The following is a 22,972-nucleotide window of genomic DNA, read 5'->3' on the forward strand; positions in this document are numbered from 1 at the left end:
GGAGATGTCCGGCAGGACAGAGGGGGGTGCCGTAGAGCGCTGCCATAACCTAGTAGCCCTGCCGCGGTTCTCCTTCTTCCTGGCCCTTGCACCTGTATTCCTGCCCACCCCCGCCTTCGCCCACGCCTCCGACCGCGGCCACGTCCTGCTCCTCCCCACCGGCTACTACGTCGCCGGCGGCGCGCTCGCCGTCGCCGCCAGTTTCCTTGTCCTGGCGCTACTGAGGCCGGACTCCCTCGACCGCTTCTGGCACAAACGCCTGCCGCTTTTCACCTTCGGCGACGGCGCGCGGACTGCCGTCAGCCTGATATCCTTTGCCGGCTTTGCAATTCTCATTGCCGCCGGCCTGTTCGGTAGCCGCGATCCGCTCTCCAATCCGCTGCCGCTGACCGTATGGACATTGCTCTGGGTTGGGCTGGCTTTGCTGCAAGGGCTCGGCGGCGATCTCTGGTCGTGGCTCAATCCGTGGTACGGGCCTTGCCGCGTCGTCTCGCGCCTGTCCGACAGAACCGAGCCACGGCGGCCGCCCCAGTGGCTCGGCTATTGGCCGGCTTTCGTGCTGTTCTTCGCCTTCGCCTGGTTCGAGCTGATCGACCCGGCGCCCGATGACCCGGCGCGGCTGGCCTGGGCCGCCGGCGTCTACTGGCTGCTAAGCTTCGCGGCCATGCAGGTCTTCGGCTACCGCGGCTGGACCCGCAGCGGTGAGTTCCTGACAGTGTTCTTTTCGATGGTGGCGCGCTTCGCCATTGTCGAACGCAACGAGGACGGCCGGCTCAAACTCTGCTGGCCGGGCGCTAAGCTGCTCGAGGTTGCGCCGCTGTCGCTCAGCGGCGTCGCTTTCCTGCTGCTTGCGCTGTCGTCGGTATCCTTCGACGGCCTGTCGAAAACCTTCTTCTGGCTAGGCCGGTTCGGCATCAATCCGCTGGAGTTTCCGGGACGCACCGCCTTGATCGGCATCGGCAGTTTCGGCCTTGTGCTGACCTTTGTTGTGCTTGCGGCCGTGTTCGCGCTTGCCGTCTTTCTTGGCCAGCACCTTGCCGGCAGCAAGCATTCCCTCGCTCACGCCGCAGGGCTGCTGGTCCGGTCGATCGTGCCGATCGCGCTCGCCTACCACTTCGCGCACTATCTGACGGCGCTGCTGGTCGACGGCCAATATGCGATTGCCGCGCTCTCCGACCCGTTTGCGCTGGGCTGGAACCTGTTCGGTACCGCCGACATGCCAATTGAAGCCGGCGTCGTCGCCGGCGCCGGCTCGGCCTGGTGGCTGTGGAACCTCCAGGCCGGCGTCATCATAGCCGGTCACATGTTTGCAGTGCTTGTCGCCCACGGTTTGGCCGGGCGGCTGCATCCCGTTCCCGCTCGCGCCGCGCTCAGCCAGTTCCCGCTCACCGCGCTGATGATCGCCTACACCGTCTTCGGCTTGTGGCTGCTTGCGACGCCAACCGCCGGGTGAACGAGATGCGCGATGCCCGTCAATCGAACCTTGGGGAAAGCTCGCTTGCCACGTCAGAGCTTTGGTGATTTAGTTTGTACACATGCAATTTTCGGCCCTCTTAGCAAGAGTGGCCCGCCTCGCTACAGCCATTGGTCAAAGCTCAAAAACAAGGGGAACTGCCGTGACTGACAAGAATGGGTTTTTCGATCTCTCCAGATCCGCTCTCACCCGCCGCACGGCGCTGAAGGTCCTTGCCGCCGGCGCCGGTCTTGCCGTCGCGCCGGGCTTCGTGCGCTACAGCCAGGCGCAGAGCTCGGCGCCGATCAAGATCGGCTTCCAGTCGCACCGCACCGGCATCGGCGCCGCCTATGGCCGCTGGTACGAGAAGACCACGGCCGCGGCGGTCAAGGCGATCAACGATGCCGGCGGCATCAACGGCCGGCCGGTCGAGGTGATCATCGAGGATGACGGCACCGATCCCGGCCGGGGCGCCGAAGTGGTCGGCAAATTCGCCTCCCAGCACAAGACCGACATCGTCTACGGCACGCTGTTTTCGCATGTCGTCATCGGCTCGGCGCCGGCCGCCGGCGAGGCCAAGATGCCCTATTTCGTCGTCAGTGAAGGTCACCACGTCGCGTCGACCAAATTGAACCGCTACGTCTTCCAGCCCGGCATCACCGACGTGAAGAGCCAGATCCAGTCGATGGCGCCGTGGATTGCCGCCAATGCCGGCAAGAAGGTGACGCAGATATTCCCCGATTTCGCTTTCGGCTACGATCATCGCGACTACCTGCCGCCGGCGCTGAAGGCGCAAGGCGCCGAGGTCATCGCGCAGATCGCCATCCCGCCGACGGAATCCTCCTTCACCAAATATTTTCCGCAGATCCCGGCCGAGACCGAGGTGATTTACCACGTCATGGTCGGCCCGGCGGTGCTCACCTTCGTCAAGGAACTCGGCGAGTTCTACGGCTCCAACCGGCCGCAATTGTTCGGCTTCATCGATTCGCTCGAAGCCACCGACATCAACAGCCCCGGCCTCGAATTCCTCGACGGCAGCCATTTCTGGGAAGGCTCGCCACGTTATGCGCAGCCCGATGACTCCCCTGCACAGAAGGCCTATCGTGCCGCCGTCGGCATCGACGACAATGGTGCATCTGTCGGCGATCCCAAGGACGTCTCCACCGCCGCGCACATGTTCGGCTGCTGGGAAACGCTCTACGTCGTCAAGAAGGCGATGGAGGATGCCGGCTATAAGGGCCCGGAAGACCGCGCCAAGCTGGTCGAGGCGACCGAGGCGTTGACCGAGTTCGCCGAGGGGCCCGAGCATCCGCAGGGACCGAAAACCTTCAACGGCAAGATCCACCAGTGTTTTGGTATCCAGAACATCTCCAAGGTCGAAGGCGGCCGGCTGAATGTCGTCCACAAGACCAAGATCGAGGACGGCCTCTACGAGCCGGAAGGGGATTACACGACGCAGGCGCTGTGAGCTTGGCTGCTGCAGCAAGCGTGAGCGCCAAGACACCCCCCTCTGGCCAGAGGGGGGTGCTTCGCGCATCCGCCGGTGCTTAGCCGATGCACTTCGGACCCCACCTGCTCCTCGCCGCCCTCGAAGGCCTCGTCACCTCCGCCGTCCTGGCGCTGACGGCGCTTGGCCTGTCGCTGGTGTTCGGCGTCATGCGCGTCGTCAATGTCGCGCATGGCGAGTTCTTCATGCTGGGCGCGGTGCTTGCCTGGGCGATTTCTACGGCGATATCCGGCCATCCGGCGCTCGGCTTCCTGGCCGCCCTGGTGCTGGCGCCGCTGATCGTCGGCTTGATCGCACTGCTCGCCGAACGGCTGGTCCTGCGCCGGCTCAACTACAATCCGGAAGCCACCATCGTCGCCACCATCGGCATGCTCTACATCATCCAGCAATTGGCGCTGACCTTCTACGGCCCGGAGGCGCGGCCTGTGGAGCCGCCGTTCAGCTACCGCATCCTCCTGCCGTGGTTCGGCTATTCCGGCTACAAGCTGTCGATCATCGCCGCATCCGCGCTGCTTCTGGTCGCGACCTGGCTGGTGCTGACGCGCACGAAAATCGGCCTCATCATGCGCGCCACGCAATATGACAGCGAGACGGCGCAGGCCTTTGGCATTCCGGTGACCAGAGTCTATGCCGGCGTCTTCGCGCTCGGCGCCATGTTGGCGGCTGTGGCCGCGGTGCTGATCGTGCCGATCAGCCAGGCCCACTATCTGATGGGACAAGACCCGCTGTTGCTGTCGTTCATCGTCGTCATCATCGGCGGCCTCGGCTCGCTGCGCGGCACGGTCGTCGCCGCGGTGCTGATCGGCCTTTCCGACGGCATCATCTCGGTGTTCTTCTCACCGACGCTGGCCAAGATCATCGCCACCTTGCTCGTCGCCATGGTGCTGGTGTTCCGGCCGCAGGGCCTGTTCGGGACGGCATCGCGATGAAGGATGCTTCGCCGGCAAAGCCATATGCGCTGCACCTCGGCGTCATCGCCCTGCTTTTCGCCCTGAGCTTCGTCTTGCCGGAATACCATCACGGCCTGCTCGCTCGCATCATGGTGCTGGCGGTCTTCGCCATGGGCTACAATCTGCTGTTCGGCTATGTCGGGCTGCTCAGCCTCGGCCATGCCATGTTTTTTTCAGCCGGGCTCTATGGCGCCGGCCTCGCCGTCATTCATCTCGGCTGGAGCGTATCGGCCGCCTTTGCAGCCGGGCTTGCCTGCGGCGCACTTCTCGCGCTGGTGATCGCGCTGCTGGCGCTGCGCACCTCCGGCGTCGCCTTCATGATCGTAACAATGATGTTCGCTCAGGTATTCTATCTCGTCATCCTCTATCTCGCCGCCTGGACCGGCGGCGACCAGGGCATGGTCGTACCGCAGTCGATGCGTGTCCTTGTCCTGGGCAGCACGTCGCTCGACCTCACCAACCCGACCGTGCGCTATATGAGCGCGCTGGCGCTGTTCTCGATCGTGCTGCTTATAAGCCTGGCCATAGTCCGCTCCGGCTATGGCCGCGTGCTGGTCGCCATCCGCGAGAACGAGGAGCGGACAAAAATGCTCGGCTACGATACGTTTTCCAACAAGCTCGCCGCCGTCATCGTCTCCGGCACCATCTGCGCGGGTTCCGGCGCCGCCTATGCGCTGCTGTTCGGCTATGTCGGCTCGAGCTTCGCTTCGGTGCAGTATTCCATCCTGCCGCTGCTCTGGGTGCTGCTGGGCGGTGCTGCCACCACGCTCGGGCCGCTGATCGGCACGCTGTTCATGTACTATGTCATCGACGTCGCTAGCGGCTACACCTCCGCCTATCTGCTGATCGTCGGCATCGCGCTGATCCTGCTGGTTTTGTTTTTCCCAAAAGGCATTCTCGGCAGCATTCGCCAGCGCTGGCTCGGATGGCTGCCATGATGCCGCTTTTGACCACCAAAGACCTGTCGCGCAGTTTCGGCGGCTTGCGCGCCGTCGACGGCGTCGACTTCGCGCTGATGCCGGGCGAGATCCGCGCTGTCATCGGCCCCAACGGTGCCGGCAAGACCACCTTCGTCAGCCTGGTCAGCGGCCGCATCCAGCCCTCGTCGGGCACGATCATCTTCGACGGCGCCGATATCACCAGCCTGCCTGCCTACGCCAGGGTTCGCCTTGGCATCGCCTATACATTCCAGATCACCAGCGTCTTTGCCAATCTCAGCGCCTACGACAATGTTGCCCTGCCGGTGCAGCGCACGCTGACCGACAGCCGCTCGAAGGGCGCGGTTCACACCGGCGTCATGGCGGCGCTCGAGCGCACCGGACTTGCCGACTGGGCGCAAATGCCGGCCGGGCAGTTGTCCTACGGTCACCAGCGCCTGTTGGAAGTGGCGATGGGGCTGGCACTGAAGCCGCGGCTGCTGATCCTCGACGAACCGACGCAAGGGCTGGCCGACAGCGAGATCGACAATTTCATCGAGCTGGTGCGCGAGATCGCCGATAGCGCCACCGTGCTTTTGATCGAGCACAACATGCCGGTGGTCATGCAGCTCGCCGACCGCATCACCGTCTTCAACGCCGGCAGGATTTTAGCTGAAGGCACGCCCGAGCAGATCCGCGCCAATGCCGCGGTGCAGGACGCCTATCTGGGGACGACCCATGGCTGAGGCCCAGTCCAGGGCACTGACGATCTCCGGGCTTCATTGCTTCTATGGCGAGGTCCAGGTGCTCTATGGCCTCGATCTCGTCTTGAGCGAGGGCGAGGTGCTCTGCCTGTTCGGCCGCAACGGCGCCGGCAAGACGACGACGCTGAAGGCGATCATGGGCCTGGTGCCGGCAAGCGCCGGCTCGATCCGGCTCGAAGGGCGGGAATTGACCGGCCTGCCGGCGCACGAGGTGCCCAAGGCCGGCGTCGCCTATGTGCCGCAGGGCCGGCGGCTGTTCGCCGAGATGACGGTGGCTGAAAACATCGAGATCGGCCTGATGGCCCGCAACAAGGGCAAGGCGACGCGCGAAAACGTACTCGATCTCTTCCCGCTGCTGCGCCAGCGCCTTAGGCAGCGTTCTGGCACGCTATCGGGCGGCGAGCAGCAGATGCTGGCCATGGCCCGCGCCCTGTGTCTGGAACCACAGGTGCTCCTACTCGACGAGCCGACCGAAGGGCTGATGCCGTCGATGATCGCCAAGATCCGCGAAACCGTTTCGAAGCTGCGTGCGCTTGGCGTGTCGACAATCCTTGTCGAGCAGCGCGTCGATGCCGTGCTCTCGGTCGCAGACCGCGTTTGCTTCATCGAAAACGGCCGCAACCGCGAGACGGTCGACGTTGAGGAACTGCGTGCTGATCCCTCGGCGGTCCGCCGCTATGTCGGCGTCGGCTGATCAGGCAAAAAACAGCAAGCCGGCGAGCAGGAAAGTCGGGATCAGCACGGCGCCCGACCACGCCATGTAGCCAAAGAAGCTCGGCATCTTGATGCCGCGATGCCTGGCAATGGCATAGACCATGAAATTCGGCGCATTGCCGACATAGGTGTTGGCACCCATGAACACCGCGCCGGCCGAGATCGCCGCCAGCGTCGAGGCGAGCTCGGTCATCAGATGCTGCGCATCGCCGCCGGCCAGCTCGAAGAACACCAGATAGGTCGGCGCATTGTCGAGGAAGGACGACAGCGCCCCGGTCAGCCAGAAATAAGCGAGATTGTCGGGCGCGCCGGTCGGCGAGCTGACCAGCAGCACCAACGGCGCCAGCGCGCCGTCGAGGCCGGCCCGCAATATGGCGACGACCGGCACGATGCAGATGAAGATGCTGGCGAACAGCTTCGCCACCTCGGCAATCGGCCCCCAGCTGAAGGCGTTTGCGCCGCGAAACTCCTTTGGCGAGACGACAAGCGACGTGAAGGCCAGTATCAGGATGGCGGCGTCGCGCACCAGATTCTGCAGCTCGAGGCTGACGCCCTGAAAAGAGAAACTCACTCCCGGCTTCCAGGCAGCGGAAATCAGGATCGCGGCGATCACCCCTGCCAGCAGCGGGATGTTGGCCAGGCCGCGAATGCGCACCTTGCTGTCGGGCGTCGGATCCTTGATCTTCGGCGCGCCTTCCTCCCGGTGATGCATGATGATGTCGATCGCCAGGAAAACCGCCAGCACCACGCCGGCGACGAACAGTGTCTCGGGCAACAGGTGAACTGTCGTCCAGAAGAAATCGACGCCGCGCAGGAAGCCGACGAACAGCGGCGGATCGCCGAGCGGCGTCAGCGACCCGCCGATGTTGGACACCAGGAAGATGAAGAAGATGACGACATGGGCGTTGAAGCGCCGGTTGTCGTTGGCGCGGATGAGCGGCCGGATCAGGATCATCGAGGCGCCGGTTGTGCCGATGATCGAAGCAAGCACAGCGCCGCCCAGCAACAGCCCGGCATTGACCAGCGGCGTGCCGTGGATGTTGCCGGCAACGAAGATGCCGCCCGAAATGGTGAACAGTGCGAACAACAGGATGATGAACGACATATATTCGGTGAGCAGCGCGTGCAGCACCGCCTGCGTTGCCGACGGGATGCCGAAGGCGAGCGCCAGCGGCCCGATCACCAACGCTGCCCAGAAAGCGGCAATCTTGCCGTAATGGTGCTCCCAGGCATGACGGAAGAGCAACGGCCCGGTCGCGATGCAAAGCAATAGCCCGGCAAACGGCAGCACCCACCACAGCGACATGGCGGCGCCCGGCAATTCGTGCGCTTCGGCCGCGAGAACCGCTCCCGGAGAAAAGATTGCGGCAATCAGTGCAGCACTTGCCGTCAACGCCGCAAACCGCATGAAGCCCCTCAAAAGTCTGTCAGGTTCGGCTGGATGACGTTCAAATCAGTGCCACGCCGGCATCGCGCATCCGGCCCAGCATCCTCTCCACGGAGCCGTTGAGATCGATGCCGCGGCAGGCGTCGAGCCGCACGGACGTCTCAAAACCGAGCTTGACCGCGTCGAGCGCCGAAAAGGCGACGCAGAAATCCGTCGCTAGGCCGACCAGGGTCAGCGTCTCGATGTTCCGATCCCGAAGATAGCCGGCAAGGCCGGTCGGCGTCGTCCGGTCGTTCTCGAAGAATGCCGAATAGCTGTCGATCGCAGGACGGAACCCTTTGCGGATCACCAGCTCGGCCTTGCTCCAGGCGAGGCCCGAATGGAAATCCGATCCCAGGCTGCCCTGGATGCAGTGATCCGGCCACAGCGTCTGGTGGCCATAAGGCACATCGATCGTTTCGAACGGTTGCTTGCCGGGGTGGCTGGAGGCAAAGCTGGAATGGCCGGCAGGGTGCCAGTCCTGCGTCAGCAGGACGTGCTCGGTCCGCCGGATCAGGTCGTTGACCAACGGCACGATTTCGTCGCCGCCGGCCACTTCCAGGGCGCCACCCGGGCAGAAATCGTTCTGCAGGTCGATGACGACAAGCGCTTCGTCGGCCATGGAGCCTCCTTATTTTCTTGGTCTTGAGCTTAGGCTCCAATGAAAACGCGACCGGACGCAGAAACTTGACCAGATGGCCGGCTGCGTCAACCTCTCACGACATAACAAATGCGTTCCGGGCGCACCGGTGCCCATAGCCGTGCAAACTCTGGCTTTGACAATTCCTGCCGGCTTGATATCATTTGCATACGAATGAATTTCCTGCCTTGCATGCTCGGGAAAATCTTTCGGCAGGATCCCCTCTCGGGAAGTCCATTCTGGGAAGGCAAAGCGTGATCCGTTACGCAAAACCCACCACGGTCGACGACGCCCTCGCTTTGCTGGGCGAAGGACAATGGCGCATCCTCGCCGGCGGCACCGACTTCTATCCGGCACAGGGCAGCAAGCCTTTCCGCGACAATGTCCTCGACATCAATGGCTTGGCGGCATTGCGCGGCATTGCCGAAGCCGAGAACCATTGGCTCGTTGGCGCGCGCACCACCTGGACCGATCTCGTCCGCCATCCGCTGCCGGCGGCTTTCGACGCGCTGAAGCAGGCGGCGCGGGAAGTCGGCTCGGTGCAGATCCAGAACGTTGCCTCGATTGCCGGCAATCTTTGCAATGCCTCGCCGGCCGCCGACGGCGTGCCGGCGCTGCTGGTGCTCGACGCCGAGGTCGAACTGCGTTCCTCGGTGGCGACCCGGCATCTGCCCCTTGCAGAATTCATCCTCGGCAACCGTTGCACCGCTCTGCAGCCCGGCGAAATGGTCACGGCAATCCGCATTCCCAAACCCGCGACCGCCGGCAGCTCCGCCTTCGTGAAGCTTGGCGCACGGCGTTATCTCGTGATCTCCATCGCCATGGCCGCCGCACGCCTGGCCATCGAAGATGGCATCGTCAGGAACGCGGTCGTCGCCGTCGGGTCCTGCTCGGTCGTCGCCAGGCGCTTGGCGGGCGTCGAGGCGGCGCTGCGCGGCCGTCCGGTCGGCCCCGCGCTGGCCACTGCCATCCAATCCGCGCCAATGGACGAGCTGTCGCCGATCGGCGACGTGCGCGGCAGCGCCGAATATCGGCTGGATGCGGCGCGCGAGATCGTTGCCCGTGCCGTGCTTGGTGCTGTGGGCGCTATTCCCGGCGAAAGGGCGGCAGCATGATGGGCATGGAGCGCGCCGACATCGCCTTCGAGGTCAACGGCGCCGCCGTCAGCGTTTGCGTGCCGCCGGTGCGGCGGCTATCCGCCGTGTTGCGCGACGAGCTGCGGCTGACCGGCACCAAGATCGGCTGTGATGCCGGCGATTGCGGCGCCTGCACGGTGCTGGTCGACGGCGAGCCGGTCTGCGCCTGCCTGATGCCGGCGGCTTCCGCCTCCGGCACCGTGGTGACGACCGTCGAAGGTCTCGGCGATGGCAGGCTGTCGGCGCTGCAGGCCTCGTTTCTCAGCCATGGCGCAGCACAATGCGGCGCCTGCACGCCCGGCCTGCTGGTCGCCGCAACGGCACTCCTGGACAGGACGCCTTACCCGAGCGAGGCCGAAACGCAGGATGCGCTGGGCGGCGTGCTCTGCCGCTGTACCGGCTACCGCAAGATCGTCGCCGCGGTGATGGATGCTTGGCGCCACGCCGATGGTCTCGATCCGCGCATGCCATTGTCCGGCCATGCCGTCGGCTCCTCTCCGATCCGCCTCGATGGCGTGCCGAAAGTCACCGGCGTCGAAAAATTCGGCGGCGATTCCTTTCCCATGGATGCACTGTCGGTGCTGGTGATCCGCTCGCCGCATTATCATGCGGCCTTCAGCTTCGGCGATCTCGATGGCTGGGTGAAATCCCGTCCCGGCATTGCCGGCGTCTTTACCGCCGCCGACATTCCGGGAAAGAATTGTTTCGGCGTCATCGCGCCCTTCGCCGACCAGCCGGCGCTGGCCGAAGCATTTTCGCGCTTTCGCGGCGAGGCGGTGGCGCTGGTTGCCGGCGAACGCGAGGCCATCGTCGATCTCGACCTTGCTGATTTTCCTGTCAGTTGGACCGAATTGCCCCATTTTCTGGAGCCTTGCGAAGCACAGGCCGGCGGTGCGTCACTGGTCCATGAAAACCGGCCCTCGAACTTGCTCACCTCCGGCTTCGTCGAGCGTGGCGACCCCGAGGCCGCCCTTGCCGGTGCGGCTTTCGTCGTTTCCGGCGCCATCGACACCTCCTATGTCGAGCATGCCTATATCGAACCGGAAGCCGGCTATGCCTTCATGGACGGCGATACGCTGGTCGTCGTCGCCTGCACGCAGGCCCCCTATATGGACCGCGACGACACGGCAAAAGTGCTCGGCCTTGCCCCGGAAAAGGTGCGCATCGTGCCGACCGCCACCGGCGGCGGCTTCGGCTCCAAGCTCGATGTCTCGCTGCAACCGCTCATCGGCCTCGTCGCCATGAAAACCGGCCGGTCGGCGGCACTCGCCTATACCCGCACCGAATCGATGATCTCGACCACCAAGCGCCATCCCGCTCGGATGAGAGCGAGCATCGGCGCCGATGCCGACGGCCGCGTCACCGGCATGGTCTTCGCCGGCGATTTCAACACCGGCGCCTATGCCAGCTGGGGGCCGACGGTCGCCAACCGCGTGCCGGTGCACGCCTCCGGCCCCTATGCGACGCCGAACTATCGCGCCGAAGGCCGCGCCATCCACACCAATGGCCCGATTGCCGGCGCCTTTCGCGGTTTCGGCGTGCCGCAGGCGACGATCATGCAGGAGACCCTCTATGACGAGTTGGCCGACAAGCTAGGCATGGACCGGCTCGACTTTCGCCTGAAGAACTGCCTTCGGAACGGATCCGAAACAGTTACCGGGCAGCGGCTCGAGTCAGGCGTCGGCATCGCCGACTGCCTGGAGGCCCTCCGCTCACATTGGCGGCGTGCCCTTCGTGATGCCGAAGCGTTCAATGCCGGTAGCAGCATCAAAAAACGCGGCGTCGGCGTGGCCTCTTGCTGGTACGGCTGCGGCAACACCTCGCTGCCCAATCCGTCGACCATCAAGGTCGGCATCTCGGTATCGGGTGAAGTCGTCCTGCATCAGGGGGCGGTCGATATCGGGCAAGGTTCGAACACTGTCATCGCGCAGATCTGCGCCGACGCGTTGGGGCTTCCGCTTGAAAAGCTCCGGCTGAAAGGCGCCGACACGGCGATCACCCCCGACGCCGGCAAGACATCGGCCTCGCGCCAGACCTTCGTCACCGGCAAGGCCGCCGAAAAGGCCGGCCGCGCCTTGCGCGATGAGATCTTGCGTTTCGCCAATGTCTCGGAAAAGGCGGCGATTGCGCTGGACGGCACAAGTCTGAGCATCGGCGAAGGCGAAGCGACGCGCCGCATCGATCTTTCCTCGCTGAAGGCAGACGCCGAAGGATTCGTCTTCCGGGCCGAGGAAAGCTACGACCCGCCGACGCAGCCGCTCGATGCAAAAGGTCAGGGCAAGCCTTACGCCGTCTATGGCTATGGCGCCCAGATCGCCGAACTGGAGGTCGACCTCAGGCTCGGCACCGTGAAGCTGATAAAAATCACCGCCGCGCACGATGTCGGCAAGGCCATCAATCCCTTGCTTGCCGAAGGCCAGATCGAGGGTGGCATCGCCCAGGGCATCGGCATGGCGCTGATGGAAGAATACATCCCCGGCCGCACCGAAAACCTGCACGACTATCTGATCCCGACGATCGGCGACGTGCCGCCGATCGAGACCATCTTGATAGAATTTCCGGATCCGGAAGGACCCTTCGGCGCCAAGGGTTTGGGCGAGCATGTGCTGATCCCGACGGCGCCGGCGATCCTCAACGCCATACGCCATGCCGCCGGTGTGGTGGTCACCAAAATTCCGGCGACTCCGACCCGCATCCGCGCCGCCATCCTCGACAAGGAGGCGCGCCGATGAGCGAGCTTGCCGAACGCTTCGAGACACACGATCCCGGCGAGAAGCTGGTGGCGGAGAAGATCCGGTGCGATGCCTGTCCGGTCATGTGCTACATCGCCGATGGCCGCACCGGCGCCTGCGATCGCTACGGCAATGTTGGCGGCAGGATCGTGCGGATGGATCCGCTGACCATCCTCGACCACGCGGCCGAGACAGGCGGCGCGGTCTTGCCCTTTGCCGAGGAAGGCAAGGGCTGGGACGGCGAACTGGTCAACACCGGCCGCCGCTTCGTCACCGCGATCGGCGCCGGCACCACCTATCCCGACTACAAGCCGGCGCCCTTCATCGTCAGCCAGGAGGTCGAGGGCGTCGATCTGGTCACCGTCGTCACCGAGGGCATCTTCTCCTATTGCGGCGTCAAGGTGAAGATCGACACCGACCGTCATATCGGCCCCGAAACGGCAACGGTCCGTGCCGAAGGCGAGGCGATCGGCCATGTCACCACCGGCGAATACGGCTCGCAGATGCTGTCGCTGGGCGGCGTGCATCATTTGACCGGCGGCTCAAAGGCTGAAGGGCGCGCCACCTGTGATGCCATGCTCAGGCTGTGCAACCGCAAGCCGGTCGAGCTCGTCATCGACGGCGGCGCCACCGTCATCGTCGAAGCCGGCAAACCGCCTGTCATCGACGGCAAACTCGAGCAGCGCATGCGCGTCGGCTGCGGTTCGGCCACCATAGGCATGTTCGCCACCCAGTGGCGCGGCCTTGTCGACGAGGTGGTGGTGGTCGACGACCACATCACCGGCGTCGTCTCCGAGCATCAGGCGGGCAAGGTGCTTGGCTGGCAGGATACCGGCATCAAGATCATCGGCCGCCGTTCGACGCCGGGCCGCTATTTCAAGGTGTCGGAGCCCGGCCCCGGCTGGGGCGGCACCAATATCTCCGACCCGCTGTCGATCCTTGGTGAATGGAGCGCCAAAAAGGGTGCGCGCCCCGGCATGTCGCTGCTGATGGTCTCGACCACCGGTGAGCAATTCGCCTATTACGAGCTCGACGACGAATTGAAGCCGGTGCAGAAACCGTTCCCGGAGCGGCTGCGGAAGTCGGTTGAACTGATCGAGGACAATTGCGAGCCGGCGCTCTGCACCGTGCTTTTCGTCGGCGGCGCCGGCGGCTCGCTGCGCGCCGGCGTCACCGAGAACCCGGTCAATCTGACCCGCTCGGTGCAGGGCCTCAAGACCTATGTGACGGTCGGCGGCGCGCCGGTCTATGTCTGGCCGGGCGGCGGCATCACGCTGATGGTCGACGTCATCCGCGTGCCGGAAGGCGCCTTCGGCTATGTCCCGACGCCGGCGCTGGTGGCGCCCATCGAATTCACCATGCGCCGCGACGATTATGTCAGGCTCGGCGGCTATGAAGCCGAAATCCGCAGCGTCGACGATATCCTGGCCAAGGGCGGCGAGTATCTCAACCCGCGCCGCGGTAAGGCCGCACCTCGCGACAATCCCTGGCCGCCGCTGGTGCAGCTGCGGCGCGCGACGACAAATGGGGCAGGGTGATGAACGGCCCGCAGGCGCATTGGCTCGAGGACGGCCGAAGGCTTCACCTCAATCATGGGCCGATCGATCTGATCGTCGAGGCCTTCGGCGAGGCGAGCGAATGCCGCGCCGCCTATCATCAGGCGGCAACGCGCTTCCAGACAATCCTGCCCGAACTGGTCGAAGAGTTGCCCGAACTGCGTCGCCAGGCGCCGCTGCGTCCTCGCATGTTTGTCGGCCCGACGGCACGTCGCATGGAAGCGGCGGTCGTTCCGCTAGCGAAACAATTCATCACGCCGATGGCGGCCGTCGCCGGCTCGGTAGCCGACGAAGTGCTTGGCGTTCTGCTCGCCGGCCGCCGGCTCGAGCGCGCCTATGTCAACAATGGCGGCGACAGCGCGATCCATCTCGGCCACGGCCAGTCGATGACGCTTGCCATTGCCGGGACAGGTCACGGGCTGGCAGACCGTCTCACGATCCGCGCCGAAGACGGGATCCGCGGTGTCGCGACAAGCGGCTGGCGCGGCCGTTCGTTTTCGCTCGGCATCGCCGACGCGGTCACGGTGCTGGCGCGGACGGGTGCTGAAGCCGATGCCGCCGCGACCTTGATTGCCAACGCCGTCGACGTGCCCGGTCATCCGGCCGTTAGGCGCATACGGGCGCACGATCTCGCACCGGACAGCGATCTCGGCGACCGTTTGGTGACGCAGGGCGTGGGGCCGCTTTCCGCCGCTGAAATCGCTATTGCGCTGGAAAGCGGATTTGCCGTTGCCGAGGAGTTTCGGCGGCGCGGCCTGATTGCCGCCGCGGCGCTTTTCCTCGGCGGTCAGGTGCGCATCGCAGGTCCGATGGCGCTCGCCAACAAAGTTTTAGAGAGGGAAATTGCTCATGCCTGAGTTTCCGATCCGCAAGATCGCCGTGCTGACCGAAGAGATTTTTCACGAAGGCGGGCCGGTGGCGAAGGTGCCGCGGCGCCGCGCCGCGGCCATGGCTGTGGTGAAGAACCCGTTCGCCGGCCGTTACGTCGAGGAACTGCAGAGCGCGATGGAGGATTTGAAGCCGCTCGGGCTGCTGCTCTCCGACAGGCTCATTGCCGCATTGGGCGGCGACGTGAAACAGATCGACGGTTACGGCAAGGGCGCCATCGTCGGCGCGGCGGGCGAGCTGGAGCATGGCGCGCTGTGGCATGTGCCGGGCGGCTATGCCATGCGCGAACGGCTTGGCGACGCCAAGTCGATCGTGCCGTCGTCGAAGAAGGTCGGCGGCTTCGGCGCGCGGCTCGATGTGCCGCTCGGCCACATCAACGCGGCCTATGTGCGCAGCCATTTCGATGCCATGGAAATCGGCATCAGCGATGGCCCGCGTCCCGACGAGATCCTGTTTTGCCTCGCAATGACCTGCGGCCCGCGCGTGCATGACCGCATGGGCGGGCTGGCTGCCAAGGACATCAAGGCATGGGATGGGCTGAGGTGAGCGCCGAAGACAATCTGCTCAAGCTGGTCGAGGCCGAGGAGCCTGACGAAAACGACTATCGCTTGCAGGAGCAGGTCGGCTTTATCCTGCGCAAGGCGCACCAGCGCCATGTCTCGATCTTCGCCGCACACATCGCCGATCTGACGCCGCCGCAATTTGCCGCCCTGGCCAAATTGCGCGACGTCGGCGAGACCTCGCAGAACCAGCTTGGCAGCCTGATCGCCATGGATGCGGCGACGGTGAAAGGTGTCATCGACCGGCTGAAAGCGCGAGGCTTTGTCGAACTTAGCAAACACGAAGTCGACAAACGGCGCCTGCTGGTCAATCTGACGGCCGAGGGGCGCGACGCGATCGAGCGGCTGATTCCGCTTGCCCGCGAGATTACGCAGGAAACGCTGGCGCCGCTTTCCGCCAAGGAGGCGGCCATTTTCATGAAGCTGCTGGCCAAGCTGGCTTGAGCTGCCACCTGCCGAGCGTTTAGTTGTTACTCCTGCCGGGCGCTGAACGCCCGGCAGGAAACCCTCGTCTCAGAGGCCGTTGTCCTTCAGGATCTGGGCAGCATTTTCCTTGGTGATCTTCTGCGTCGGCAGGATGATGGTCTTTTCCACCTTCTCGCCGTTCAGGAACTTGATCGCCTGCCGCAGCCCTTCGGCGCCCGGCGTCACATAAGTGAACGTCGCCGTCAGCTCGCCATTGGCGACGAGTTGCACGCCTTCATTGGGCAGGCCGTCGATGCCGATGAACTTGATGTCCTTCTCACGTCCGGCGTCCTTGGCGGCAAGATAGGCGCCATAGGCCATTGGATCATTGTGGCCGTAGACGAGATCGATCTTTTCGTTGTTGCGCAGCGCCGTGGCCATGATGTTGTAGGCCTGGTCCTGCTTCCAGTCGCCCGACTGCTGGTCGAGCAGGTTCTTGATACCCGGCTCCTTGTCGGTGAATTCATGGAAGCCGTCATGGCGGTCATGCGCCGGCTGGGTGCCCATGCCGCCCCAGATTTCGACGACGTTGCCGGCGGCCTTGCCCTTGCCGCCAAGCAGCTCGACGGCATATTCACCGGCAGCCCGGCCGATCAGCTTGTTGTCGCCGCCGACGAACTGCGTGTAGTCGTTGGTTTCGACGTTGCGGTCGAGCACGAAGACCGGGATCTTGGCATCGATCGCCTGCTGCACGACGCCGGTCAGGCCGGCGGACTCTTTCGGCGACACCAAGAGCGCATCGACCTCCTGACGGATCAGGTTTTCGACATCGGCGACCTGCTTCTCGGTCTTGTCCTCGCCGTCGGTTACGATCAGCTCGACTTCCGGATGCTTGGCCGCTTCGGCCAGGATGTCCTTGTTGAACTGGGCACGCCAGGGTTCGATGGTCGTAACCTGCGAGAAGCCGATTTTCCATTTCTTGTCCTGCGCGTGGGCACCGCTGGCAAGCATCGCGGTCGTGGTCAGGAGTGCCGCTGTCAGCGCGGCAAGCTTCAACAATTCACGTCGTTTCATTTCTTGTTTCCTCCAATATTCAGAGACGCGGTCTCTTGCGACGGCCGCTTTGCCGCGGCCGTTTCCTTGTGCGCTTGCCCACCGGGCAATCGCAGATAGAAGAGAAGATCGCCGGCATTGCGCTCCTGTACGAGCACGGTACCGATGATGATCATCCCCTTCAGCACCAGCTGAAGGTTCGAATTGATGTTGTGCAGCTGCAGGATGTTAGAGAGCAGCCCGAAGATCAGCACGCCGCAGAACGTCCCGGTGAGGCTGCCGCGTCCGCCCATCAGGCTGGTGCCGCCGATGACCACGGCGGCGATCGCGTCGAGTTCCAGCCCGGCGCCGGCGTCCGGCTTGCCTTGCCGGTATTGCGCGACATAGAGCACCGCCGCGATGCCGGCCAGCAGCCCCGAAACCGCGTAGGTGGCGATCTTGACGCGGCCGGCGGCGATGCCGGACAGCCGGGCCGCTTCCTCATTGCCGCCGATGGCATAGACATAGCGGCCAAACGGCGTGAAGCGCAGCACGGCGCCGTAGATCAGGATCGCGCCGAGGAAGAACAGGCCCGGCATCGGAATCACGCCGAACACCAGCGAGCGCAGCATTTCGAAATCGGCGGTGGCATTCGAGCCGGTGTAGACCGGCAGCACCGCATTGTTTTGGCCGGCGGTCAGCCGGGCGATGCCGAGCGCAGTGACCATCATCGCCAGCGTCACGATGAAGGGCTGCAGCCGCCCGGCGACGATGATGAAGCCGTTGAGCGCGCCGAACAGCAGGCCAACGCAAGGCGCCACCAGCAACACGCCGAGCACGCCGAATTTTGAGCCTACCTGGGGCAGCAGGAACCACAGCACCAGACTGCACAGGATCACCCCGACAATGCCGGGGGTAACCAGCCCACGAACGCTATCCAACCTGATGTCGTGCGTGGCCTGCGCGCCGGCGCGGGATTTTTCGATGTTCAGCAGGATGAAACGGGTGACGAGAATGCCGAGGCAAAGGGCTGCCACAGCAACTGTCGGCACCCCCAGCACCACCGCCGGCGTCACGCCGGGGACCGTCAGCAGCATGGCACAGACTACCGTGCAGATCGCCATCAGCGAGCCGACGGAAAGGTCGATACCGCCAGTGATGATTACCGCCGTCATGCCAGTGGCAATCAGCCCCGTGGTCGACACCTGGCGCAGCACATCGAGCAGGTTGCCGTAGGACAGGAAGATGTTGTTGCCCTTGGAGCTGATCGGCGAGCCAAGCACGCCGATCAGGAAGATTGCGATCAGGCCCCAATAGAGCTTCGTCCGGGACAGGATATGCAAAATGCTCATGCAGCAGGCCTCGTCATGGTCCGTCGCGGCGCTGCAAGCCGCATGATGGCCTCCTCGCTGGCTTGCGCGCGGGACAGGATTCCCGTCTGGCGGCCATCGGCCATGACCAGGATACGGTCGGAAAGATGCAGCAGCTCCGGCAATTCCGAGCTGACGACGGCGATCGCCAGCCCGTCTCGCGCCAGCTTGAAGATGAGATCGTAGATTTCCCGCTTGGCGCCGACATCGATGCCGCGCGTCGGCTCGTCGAGCAGCAGCACCCGTGGCCTCGTCGCCAGCCATTTGCCGATGACGACCTTCTGCTGGTTGCCGCCGGACAGCGTGCCGGCCGGCTGCTCGACGGTTTCGCAGCGAATACCGAGCGCCTTGACGGCGTCCCGTGCCAGCCCTTGCTCGCCGGCCAGCGAGCGCAGGCCGAACCGCGCCAGCGCGCCGACCAGCGGCAGCGCGACATTGTCGGTGATCGAGGCCTCGAGATGCAGGCCTTGCGTCTTGCGGTCTTCTGTGACCAGGGCGATGCCGAGCCGGCGCGCATCGCGCGGCGAACGGATTTCTACTGCCTCGCCATCGAGCCTGATCTCACCGCCAGCACGTCCTCCGCTGGACCCGAAGATCGTTTCCAGGATTTCGGTACGGCCCGAGCCCAGCAGCCCGCCGATACCGAGGATTTCTCCTGCGGCAAGATCGAAGCTGACGCCGTCGAGCACGGTGCGCCAGCCATGGCGATTGGGCTTCGATAGCGACAGCTCGCTTACGGAAAGGATGGTGTTGCCACCGGGGATGCGGTGCTCCTGGGAGGAAGCAAGCAGGTTTCGCCCGACCATCGCCGAAATTATGGCGTCTTCGTCGAGCTTGTCCATCGTCTGCGTCAGGACGTGGCGTCCATCGCGAAACACGGTGACCCGGCTGGCCAGATGCATGACCTCGTCGATGCGGTGCGAAATGTAGACGATCGCCACGCCGCTATCGGCGAGCTGGCGGATAATGCGGAACAGCCGCTGGCATTCGGCTGGCGACAGCGCCGAGGTTGGCTCGTCCATGATCAGAATGCGCGCCGACATAGACAGCGCCTTGGCGATCTCGACCAGCTGCTGTTCGCCGACGCGCAAGGCACCGACGCGCGCATCCGGGTCGAGCTCGATGCCGAGCCTTTGCAAGAGCGCGCCGGCAGCGCGGCTGCTCGCCTTGCGGTCGACAATCAGCCCGGCGATCAGCTTCTCGCGGCCGAGAAAGATATTGTCCGCGACGCTGAGTTCGGGAACGAGGTTCAGCTCCTGGTGGATGATGGCGATGCCGGCGCGCTCGGCTTCGCGGACGCCGGCAAAGCGCACCGGATGGCCATCGATACTGACCGTTCCGTTATAGTCCGTATAGACGCCGGATAGTATCTTCATCAGCGTCGACTTGCCGGCGCCGTTCTCGCCCATCAGCGCATGGACCTCGCCGCGCCGCAGTTCGAAGCCGACATCGACAAGCGCGGCGATGCCGCCGAAGGACTTGGAGATGTGCTCGGCGCTCAGCACGATAGCCGAGCCGTCCGCCATAACGCCTTCCGCAGGGATGGAATTGCCGTGCTGCATGACAAGGACGGCCTCCCTCCGTCGTCACCGAACGCCTCAAACGCTAATCTAAACGTTTCGATCATGTCAAGCCAATATCTGGTGTCTAAGATTGTTCCATTTCAATTCTTGCGCAAAACCATAAGATTCCGTACGTATTGCTGCCGCGGAGTGGTGAAACGTTTCGAAAATGACAGCGTCAGGACGAAAAAAGCAGCGCAAATCCACTGCACCGACCATGCTTCACGTGGCCGAAGCGGCGCGTGTTTCCGTGGCCACCGTATCGGCGTTGATCAACGGCACCGCGACCGTCAGCCCCGAGCTCAGCCAGCGCATCGAACAGGCGATCCGCGACATCGGTTACAAGCGCAACGCCATCGCCCGCAGCCTCAAGATGGGCACCACACGCACCATCGGGCTCACCGTCCCACACATCACCAACCCGTTCTTTACCGACGTGGTTTCGGTGATCCAGCAGGCTTTCGACAGGGCCGGCTACGCCGTCATGCTGTGCTGCACCGACGAGCACCTGAACACGCAGGACGACCAGATCAGGCTGCTGCTCGACCGGATGGTCGACGGGCTGATCGTCGCGCGTGTCGGCGACGGCGCGATCCTCAAACGGATTGTCGACGACGCCAATGTGCCGGTCGTGCTACTCGACCGTGTTTGCCAGGGTGTCGACACCGATGCCGTCGTTCTCGACAATCAGCGCGCGGTGTTCGACGCCATCACTTATCTGATCGATCTCGGCCATCGGCGCATCGGCTACATCTCCGGCTCGTTCGATATCTCGCCGATGCATGACCGCATGGCGGGATACCGGGAAGCCCTCCAGACCGCGGGCCTGCCGGCCGAGCCCGAGCTCGTCCGCTTCGGCAATTTCCACGAAGTCGATGGCTACAACGCCACCATGCAGCTGCTTTCGCTGCACGACCGGCCGAGCGCCATCTTTTCGGCCAACAACCCGATGGTGATCGGCACGATGAAGGCCATCCGCGATATCGGCCTGTCCTGTCCGGAGGATATTTCGGTCGCCTGCTTCGACGATTTTCCGTGGTCGGATGTGTTCCGGCCGCAATTGACCACGGTCGCACAGCCGGTGCAGGCGATTGGCGAACAGGCGGCCAATCTGCTGCTCGACCGGCTCGCCGGCAACAGGGATGCGCCGCCGCGCAAGCTGACGCTCAAGGGACGCCTGATGATCCGCAATTCATGCCGGCCACTTGGCGCGATCGCACAAAGCGTCAGCGCGTAGCGCTTGGGCTCTGTTCAGAAACGTTGTAATGCCGGACGGACAGCGCTCCCTCTGTCCTGCCGACCCCGGCCCTTCGCAGCCGCTACGGGCGTTCGTCGTTCGAAAACCAAGCAATTGAAGGACGCGGCGCCGATCGAGCCAAGTGGGCAACAATCAGCCCGCCGACAAGCAGGAAAATCTTGGCAATCGAAGCATGTCGGATTAGGAATATGACGAGATGCGGCTGATCGCCTACACGGGCGCCGGCTTGAGTCATGTGCGTGAAATCGATCCTAATCGGGCTGGTACTTGCTGGGATGGTCGCATTCTTCGGCTGCACCACCGGCGGCGCATTAAAGACTTTCCCCTCGGCCTATGGCGGCCTCACCGACGCCGGTTTTCGCGTTCCGCCGGTTCCGATCTACAAGGTTGACCAAAAGTTCCATCGGCAGACAGTGCCTTATGCGACTGAAGAGGCGCCTGGCACCATCATTGTCGATACAGGAGCGAAGTTCCTCTACTACGTGTTGGGAGACGGTCAGGCGCTGCGCTACGGAATCGGCGTTGGCAAGGCGGGCTTCGAGTGGCATGGCACTGCTCACGTTGCGAGGAAGCGCGAATGGCCGGATTGGAGCGCGCCGTCTGCGATGATTGTGCGCGAGGAGAAGCGGGGCCGCATCATACCGGCTCATATGGAGGGCGGACTCATGAACCCGCTCGGGGCGCGGGCGCTCTATCTTTTCAACGAGAAAGGTGACACTGGATATCGCCTGCACGGTAGCCCTGAATGGTGGTCCATCGGCAAAGCTGTGTCGGCGGGCTGCATTCGCCTCATGAACCAGGACATCATCGATCTCTATAACCGCTCCACAATCGGCACCAAGGTGATCGTCATTTAGTAGACCCGCGTTTCCGTCTAACAGACGAGCATGACGGATCGAAAACTCTCCGCGTAAAGCGCGCGAACTGTTCGCGATGTCTTCGCACACCTGTTCGCGATGTTCCCTGCCTAAGGCCGGCCTTGCCCGCAACAGTGCCAAGTGGCGAACCAGCTCTCAGGCAGCTTCCGACAGCGATTTGTGGGCGTCGGTCAGTATCTCGAACGAGCGCACCCGCGCCGCATGCTCGAAAATCTGCGCTGTGACCATCAGTTCGTCGGCGCCGGTGCGGCGCACGAATGCCTCGATGCCTTGCCTGACCGTTTCGGGGGAGCCGACGACGGCGCAGGAAAGCGCCTGGCCGAGCATGGTCTTGGCCATTGGATCGAGGTCGCGCTCATATCCTTCGACCGGCGGCGGCAATCGGCCGGGCCGGCCGGTGCGCAGATTGACGAAGGCCTGCTGCAGCGAGGTGAACAACAGCCGCGCCTCGGCATCGGAAGGAGCAGCGAAGACATTGAGGCCGAGCATCACATAGGGCTTGTCGAGCTGCTCCGAAGGCTGGAAGCGCGAGCGGTAGATCTCCAGCGCATGGTCGAGCTCGGCCGGCGCAAAATGCGAAGCGAAGGCGTAGGGCAGGCCGAGCGTGGCGGCAAGCTGCGCGCCGTAGAGGCTGGAGCCGAGAATCCAGATCGGCACCTTTTCGCCTTCGCCGGGCACCGCGCGGATGCGTTGGCCGTCTTCGGCTGGCTGGAAGTAACCGATCAGCTCGACGACGTCCTGCGGGAAATTGTCGGCGCCAGCGTCGAGGTTGCGGCGCAGCGCCCGTGCCGTGGGCATGTCGGTGCCGGGCGCCCGGCCGAGGCCGAGATCGATGCGGCCAGGATGCAGAGCGTTGAGCGTGCCGAATTGCTCGGCGATGACAAGTGGCGAATGATTGGGCAGCATGACGCCGCCGGCGCCGACGCGTATCGTCTTGGTGCCGCCGGCAACGTGGGCGATGACTACCGAAGTGGCGGCGCTGGCGATGCCGGGCATGTTGTGATGCTCAGCCAGCCAGTAGCGCTTATATCCCAGCCGCTCGGCATGACGGGCGAGATCGAGCGAATTGGCGAGCGACTGCGAAGCATTGCTACCTTCGACGATCGGCGACAGGTCGAGAACGGAAAGAGCGGTCATCGGCGGGGATTCCTGTGGACCGGACGGATGTAGGAAGCCGTTGCCGGGGCGGCAAATTCAAAATGTTGATAGAGCGCTGTGCGCCCG

Annotated in this window: 20 protein-coding genes; 14 read left to right on the forward strand and 6 right to left on the reverse strand. The window is 64.1% G+C overall.

All coding sequences use genetic code 11. The annotated features are described in order from the left end of the window. Positions 1-4: 4 nt before the first annotated feature. The 6 genes from X760_RS49450 (at position 5) to X760_RS49475 (ending at position 6,285) form a co-directional block, all read left to right on the forward strand. Complete coding sequence (locus X760_RS49450) at positions 5-1,453, forward strand: hypothetical protein (RefSeq protein WP_023718161.1); 1,449 nt, start codon at positions 5-7, stop codon at positions 1,451-1,453. Between the two features lie 163 nt (positions 1,454-1,616). Continuing rightward, entirely contained in the window at positions 1,617-2,921 is a 1,305-nt protein-coding gene (locus X760_RS49455; RefSeq protein WP_023718162.1) for an ABC transporter substrate-binding protein, read from the forward strand. An 86-nt stretch (positions 2,922-3,007) separates the two neighbouring features. Beyond that, positions 3,008-3,889, forward strand: a complete 882-nt coding sequence (locus X760_RS49460) for a branched-chain amino acid ABC transporter permease (protein WP_023718163.1) — start codon at positions 3,008-3,010, stop codon at positions 3,887-3,889. Then, complete coding sequence (locus X760_RS49465) at positions 3,886-4,848, forward strand: branched-chain amino acid ABC transporter permease (protein WP_023718164.1); 963 nt, start codon at positions 3,886-3,888, stop codon at positions 4,846-4,848. Before X760_RS49460 ends, X760_RS49465 begins: the two co-directional genes overlap by 4 nt. Further along, entirely contained in the window at positions 4,845-5,573 is a 729-nt protein-coding gene (locus tag X760_RS49470; protein ID WP_023718165.1) for an ABC transporter ATP-binding protein, read from the forward strand. Before X760_RS49465 ends, X760_RS49470 begins: the two co-directional genes overlap by 4 nt. Further along, entirely contained in the window at positions 5,566-6,285 is a 720-nt protein-coding gene (locus tag X760_RS49475; protein ID WP_023718166.1) for an ABC transporter ATP-binding protein, read from the forward strand. The genes X760_RS49470 and X760_RS49475 overlap by 8 nt, the downstream gene beginning before the upstream one ends. On the opposite strand, the gene X760_RS49480 is transcribed toward X760_RS49475, so the two are convergent. Together X760_RS49480 and pncA are read right to left on the reverse strand one after the other, a co-directional pair. Continuing rightward, on the reverse strand, positions 6,286-7,713 hold the full coding sequence (locus tag X760_RS49480; protein ID WP_023718167.1) for a sodium:proton antiporter: 1,428 nt from the start codon (positions 7,711-7,713) through the stop codon (positions 6,286-6,288). A 40-nt stretch (positions 7,714-7,753) separates the two neighbouring features. Continuing rightward, positions 7,754-8,353 carry a bifunctional nicotinamidase/pyrazinamidase gene (gene pncA / locus X760_RS49485; protein ID WP_023718168.1) on the reverse strand — a complete coding sequence of 200 codons (600 nt, stop codon included), beginning with the start codon at positions 8,351-8,353 and terminating at the stop codon, positions 7,754-7,756. A 272-nt stretch (positions 8,354-8,625) separates the two neighbouring features. Between pncA and X760_RS49490 the strand changes: the two genes are divergently transcribed. The 6 genes from X760_RS49490 to X760_RS49515 are packed head-to-tail and all read left to right on the forward strand — an operon-like array spanning position 8,626 to position 15,687. After that, positions 8,626-9,486: a xanthine dehydrogenase family protein subunit M gene (locus X760_RS49490; protein ID WP_023718169.1), complete on the forward strand. Its 861-nt coding sequence runs from the start codon at positions 8,626-8,628 to the stop codon at positions 9,484-9,486. After that, a complete protein-coding gene (locus tag X760_RS49495) occupies positions 9,486-12,239 on the forward strand; it encodes a molybdopterin-dependent oxidoreductase (RefSeq protein WP_031193738.1) in 2,754 nt (917 codons plus the stop codon). The genes X760_RS49490 and X760_RS49495 overlap by 1 nt, the downstream gene beginning before the upstream one ends. After that, positions 12,236-13,777, forward strand: a complete 1,542-nt coding sequence (locus tag X760_RS49500; protein WP_023718171.1) for a hypothetical protein — start codon at positions 12,236-12,238, stop codon at positions 13,775-13,777. The genes X760_RS49495 and X760_RS49500 overlap by 4 nt, the downstream gene beginning before the upstream one ends. After that, complete coding sequence (locus X760_RS49505; protein WP_023718172.1) at positions 13,777-14,652, forward strand: thiamine biosynthesis protein ApbE; 876 nt, start codon at positions 13,777-13,779, stop codon at positions 14,650-14,652. Before X760_RS49500 ends, X760_RS49505 begins: the two co-directional genes overlap by 1 nt. Beyond that, positions 14,645-15,229 carry an amino acid synthesis family protein gene (locus X760_RS49510; protein WP_023718173.1) on the forward strand — a complete coding sequence of 195 codons (585 nt, stop codon included), beginning with the start codon at positions 14,645-14,647 and terminating at the stop codon, positions 15,227-15,229. Before X760_RS49505 ends, X760_RS49510 begins: the two co-directional genes overlap by 8 nt. After that, complete coding sequence (locus X760_RS49515) at positions 15,226-15,687, forward strand: MarR family transcriptional regulator (RefSeq protein WP_023718174.1); 462 nt, start codon at positions 15,226-15,228, stop codon at positions 15,685-15,687. The genes X760_RS49510 and X760_RS49515 overlap by 4 nt, the downstream gene beginning before the upstream one ends. Positions 15,688-15,756: 69 nt before the next feature. Here X760_RS49515 and X760_RS49520 read toward each other — a convergent pair whose 3' ends face one another. The 3 genes from X760_RS49520 to X760_RS49530 are packed head-to-tail and all read right to left on the reverse strand — an operon-like array spanning position 15,757 to position 19,576. Next, positions 15,757-16,722 (reverse strand): substrate-binding domain-containing protein, encoded by a 966-nt coding sequence (locus tag X760_RS49520; RefSeq protein ID WP_023718175.1) that lies wholly within the window; start codon positions 16,720-16,722, stop codon positions 15,757-15,759. Further along, the gene (locus X760_RS49525; RefSeq protein WP_023718176.1) at positions 16,719-18,032 is read right to left on the reverse strand and encodes an ABC transporter permease; all 1,314 of its coding nucleotides are present in this window, start codon (positions 18,030-18,032) and stop codon (positions 16,719-16,721) included. Before X760_RS49525 ends, X760_RS49520 begins: the two co-directional genes overlap by 4 nt. Beyond that, positions 18,029-19,576 (reverse strand): sugar ABC transporter ATP-binding protein, encoded by a 1,548-nt coding sequence (locus X760_RS49530; protein ID WP_245278549.1) that lies wholly within the window; start codon positions 19,574-19,576, stop codon positions 18,029-18,031. Before X760_RS49530 ends, X760_RS49525 begins: the two co-directional genes overlap by 4 nt. 253 nt (positions 19,577-19,829) lie before the next feature. Here X760_RS49530 and X760_RS49535 point away from each other — a divergent pair, with 253 nt between their 5' ends. Beyond that, positions 19,830-20,849 carry a LacI family DNA-binding transcriptional regulator gene (locus X760_RS49535; RefSeq protein ID WP_023718178.1) on the forward strand — a complete coding sequence of 340 codons (1,020 nt, stop codon included), beginning with the start codon at positions 19,830-19,832 and terminating at the stop codon, positions 20,847-20,849. Between the two features lie 254 nt (positions 20,850-21,103). Further along, positions 21,104-21,727 carry a L,D-transpeptidase gene (locus X760_RS49540; protein ID WP_023718180.1) on the forward strand — a complete coding sequence of 208 codons (624 nt, stop codon included), beginning with the start codon at positions 21,104-21,106 and terminating at the stop codon, positions 21,725-21,727. A 156-nt stretch (positions 21,728-21,883) separates the two neighbouring features. Here the strand turns inward: X760_RS49540 and X760_RS49545 are convergent, their stop codons facing one another. After that, the gene (locus X760_RS49545) at positions 21,884-22,885 is read right to left on the reverse strand and encodes an LLM class flavin-dependent oxidoreductase (protein ID WP_023718181.1); all 1,002 of its coding nucleotides are present in this window, start codon (positions 22,883-22,885) and stop codon (positions 21,884-21,886) included. Between the last annotated feature and the right edge of the window lie 87 nt (positions 22,886-22,972).

Origin of the sequence: Mesorhizobium sp. LSHC420B00 (assembly GCF_000503055.1) — a bacterium.
Taxonomy (GTDB): domain Bacteria; phylum Pseudomonadota; class Alphaproteobacteria; order Rhizobiales; family Rhizobiaceae; genus Mesorhizobium.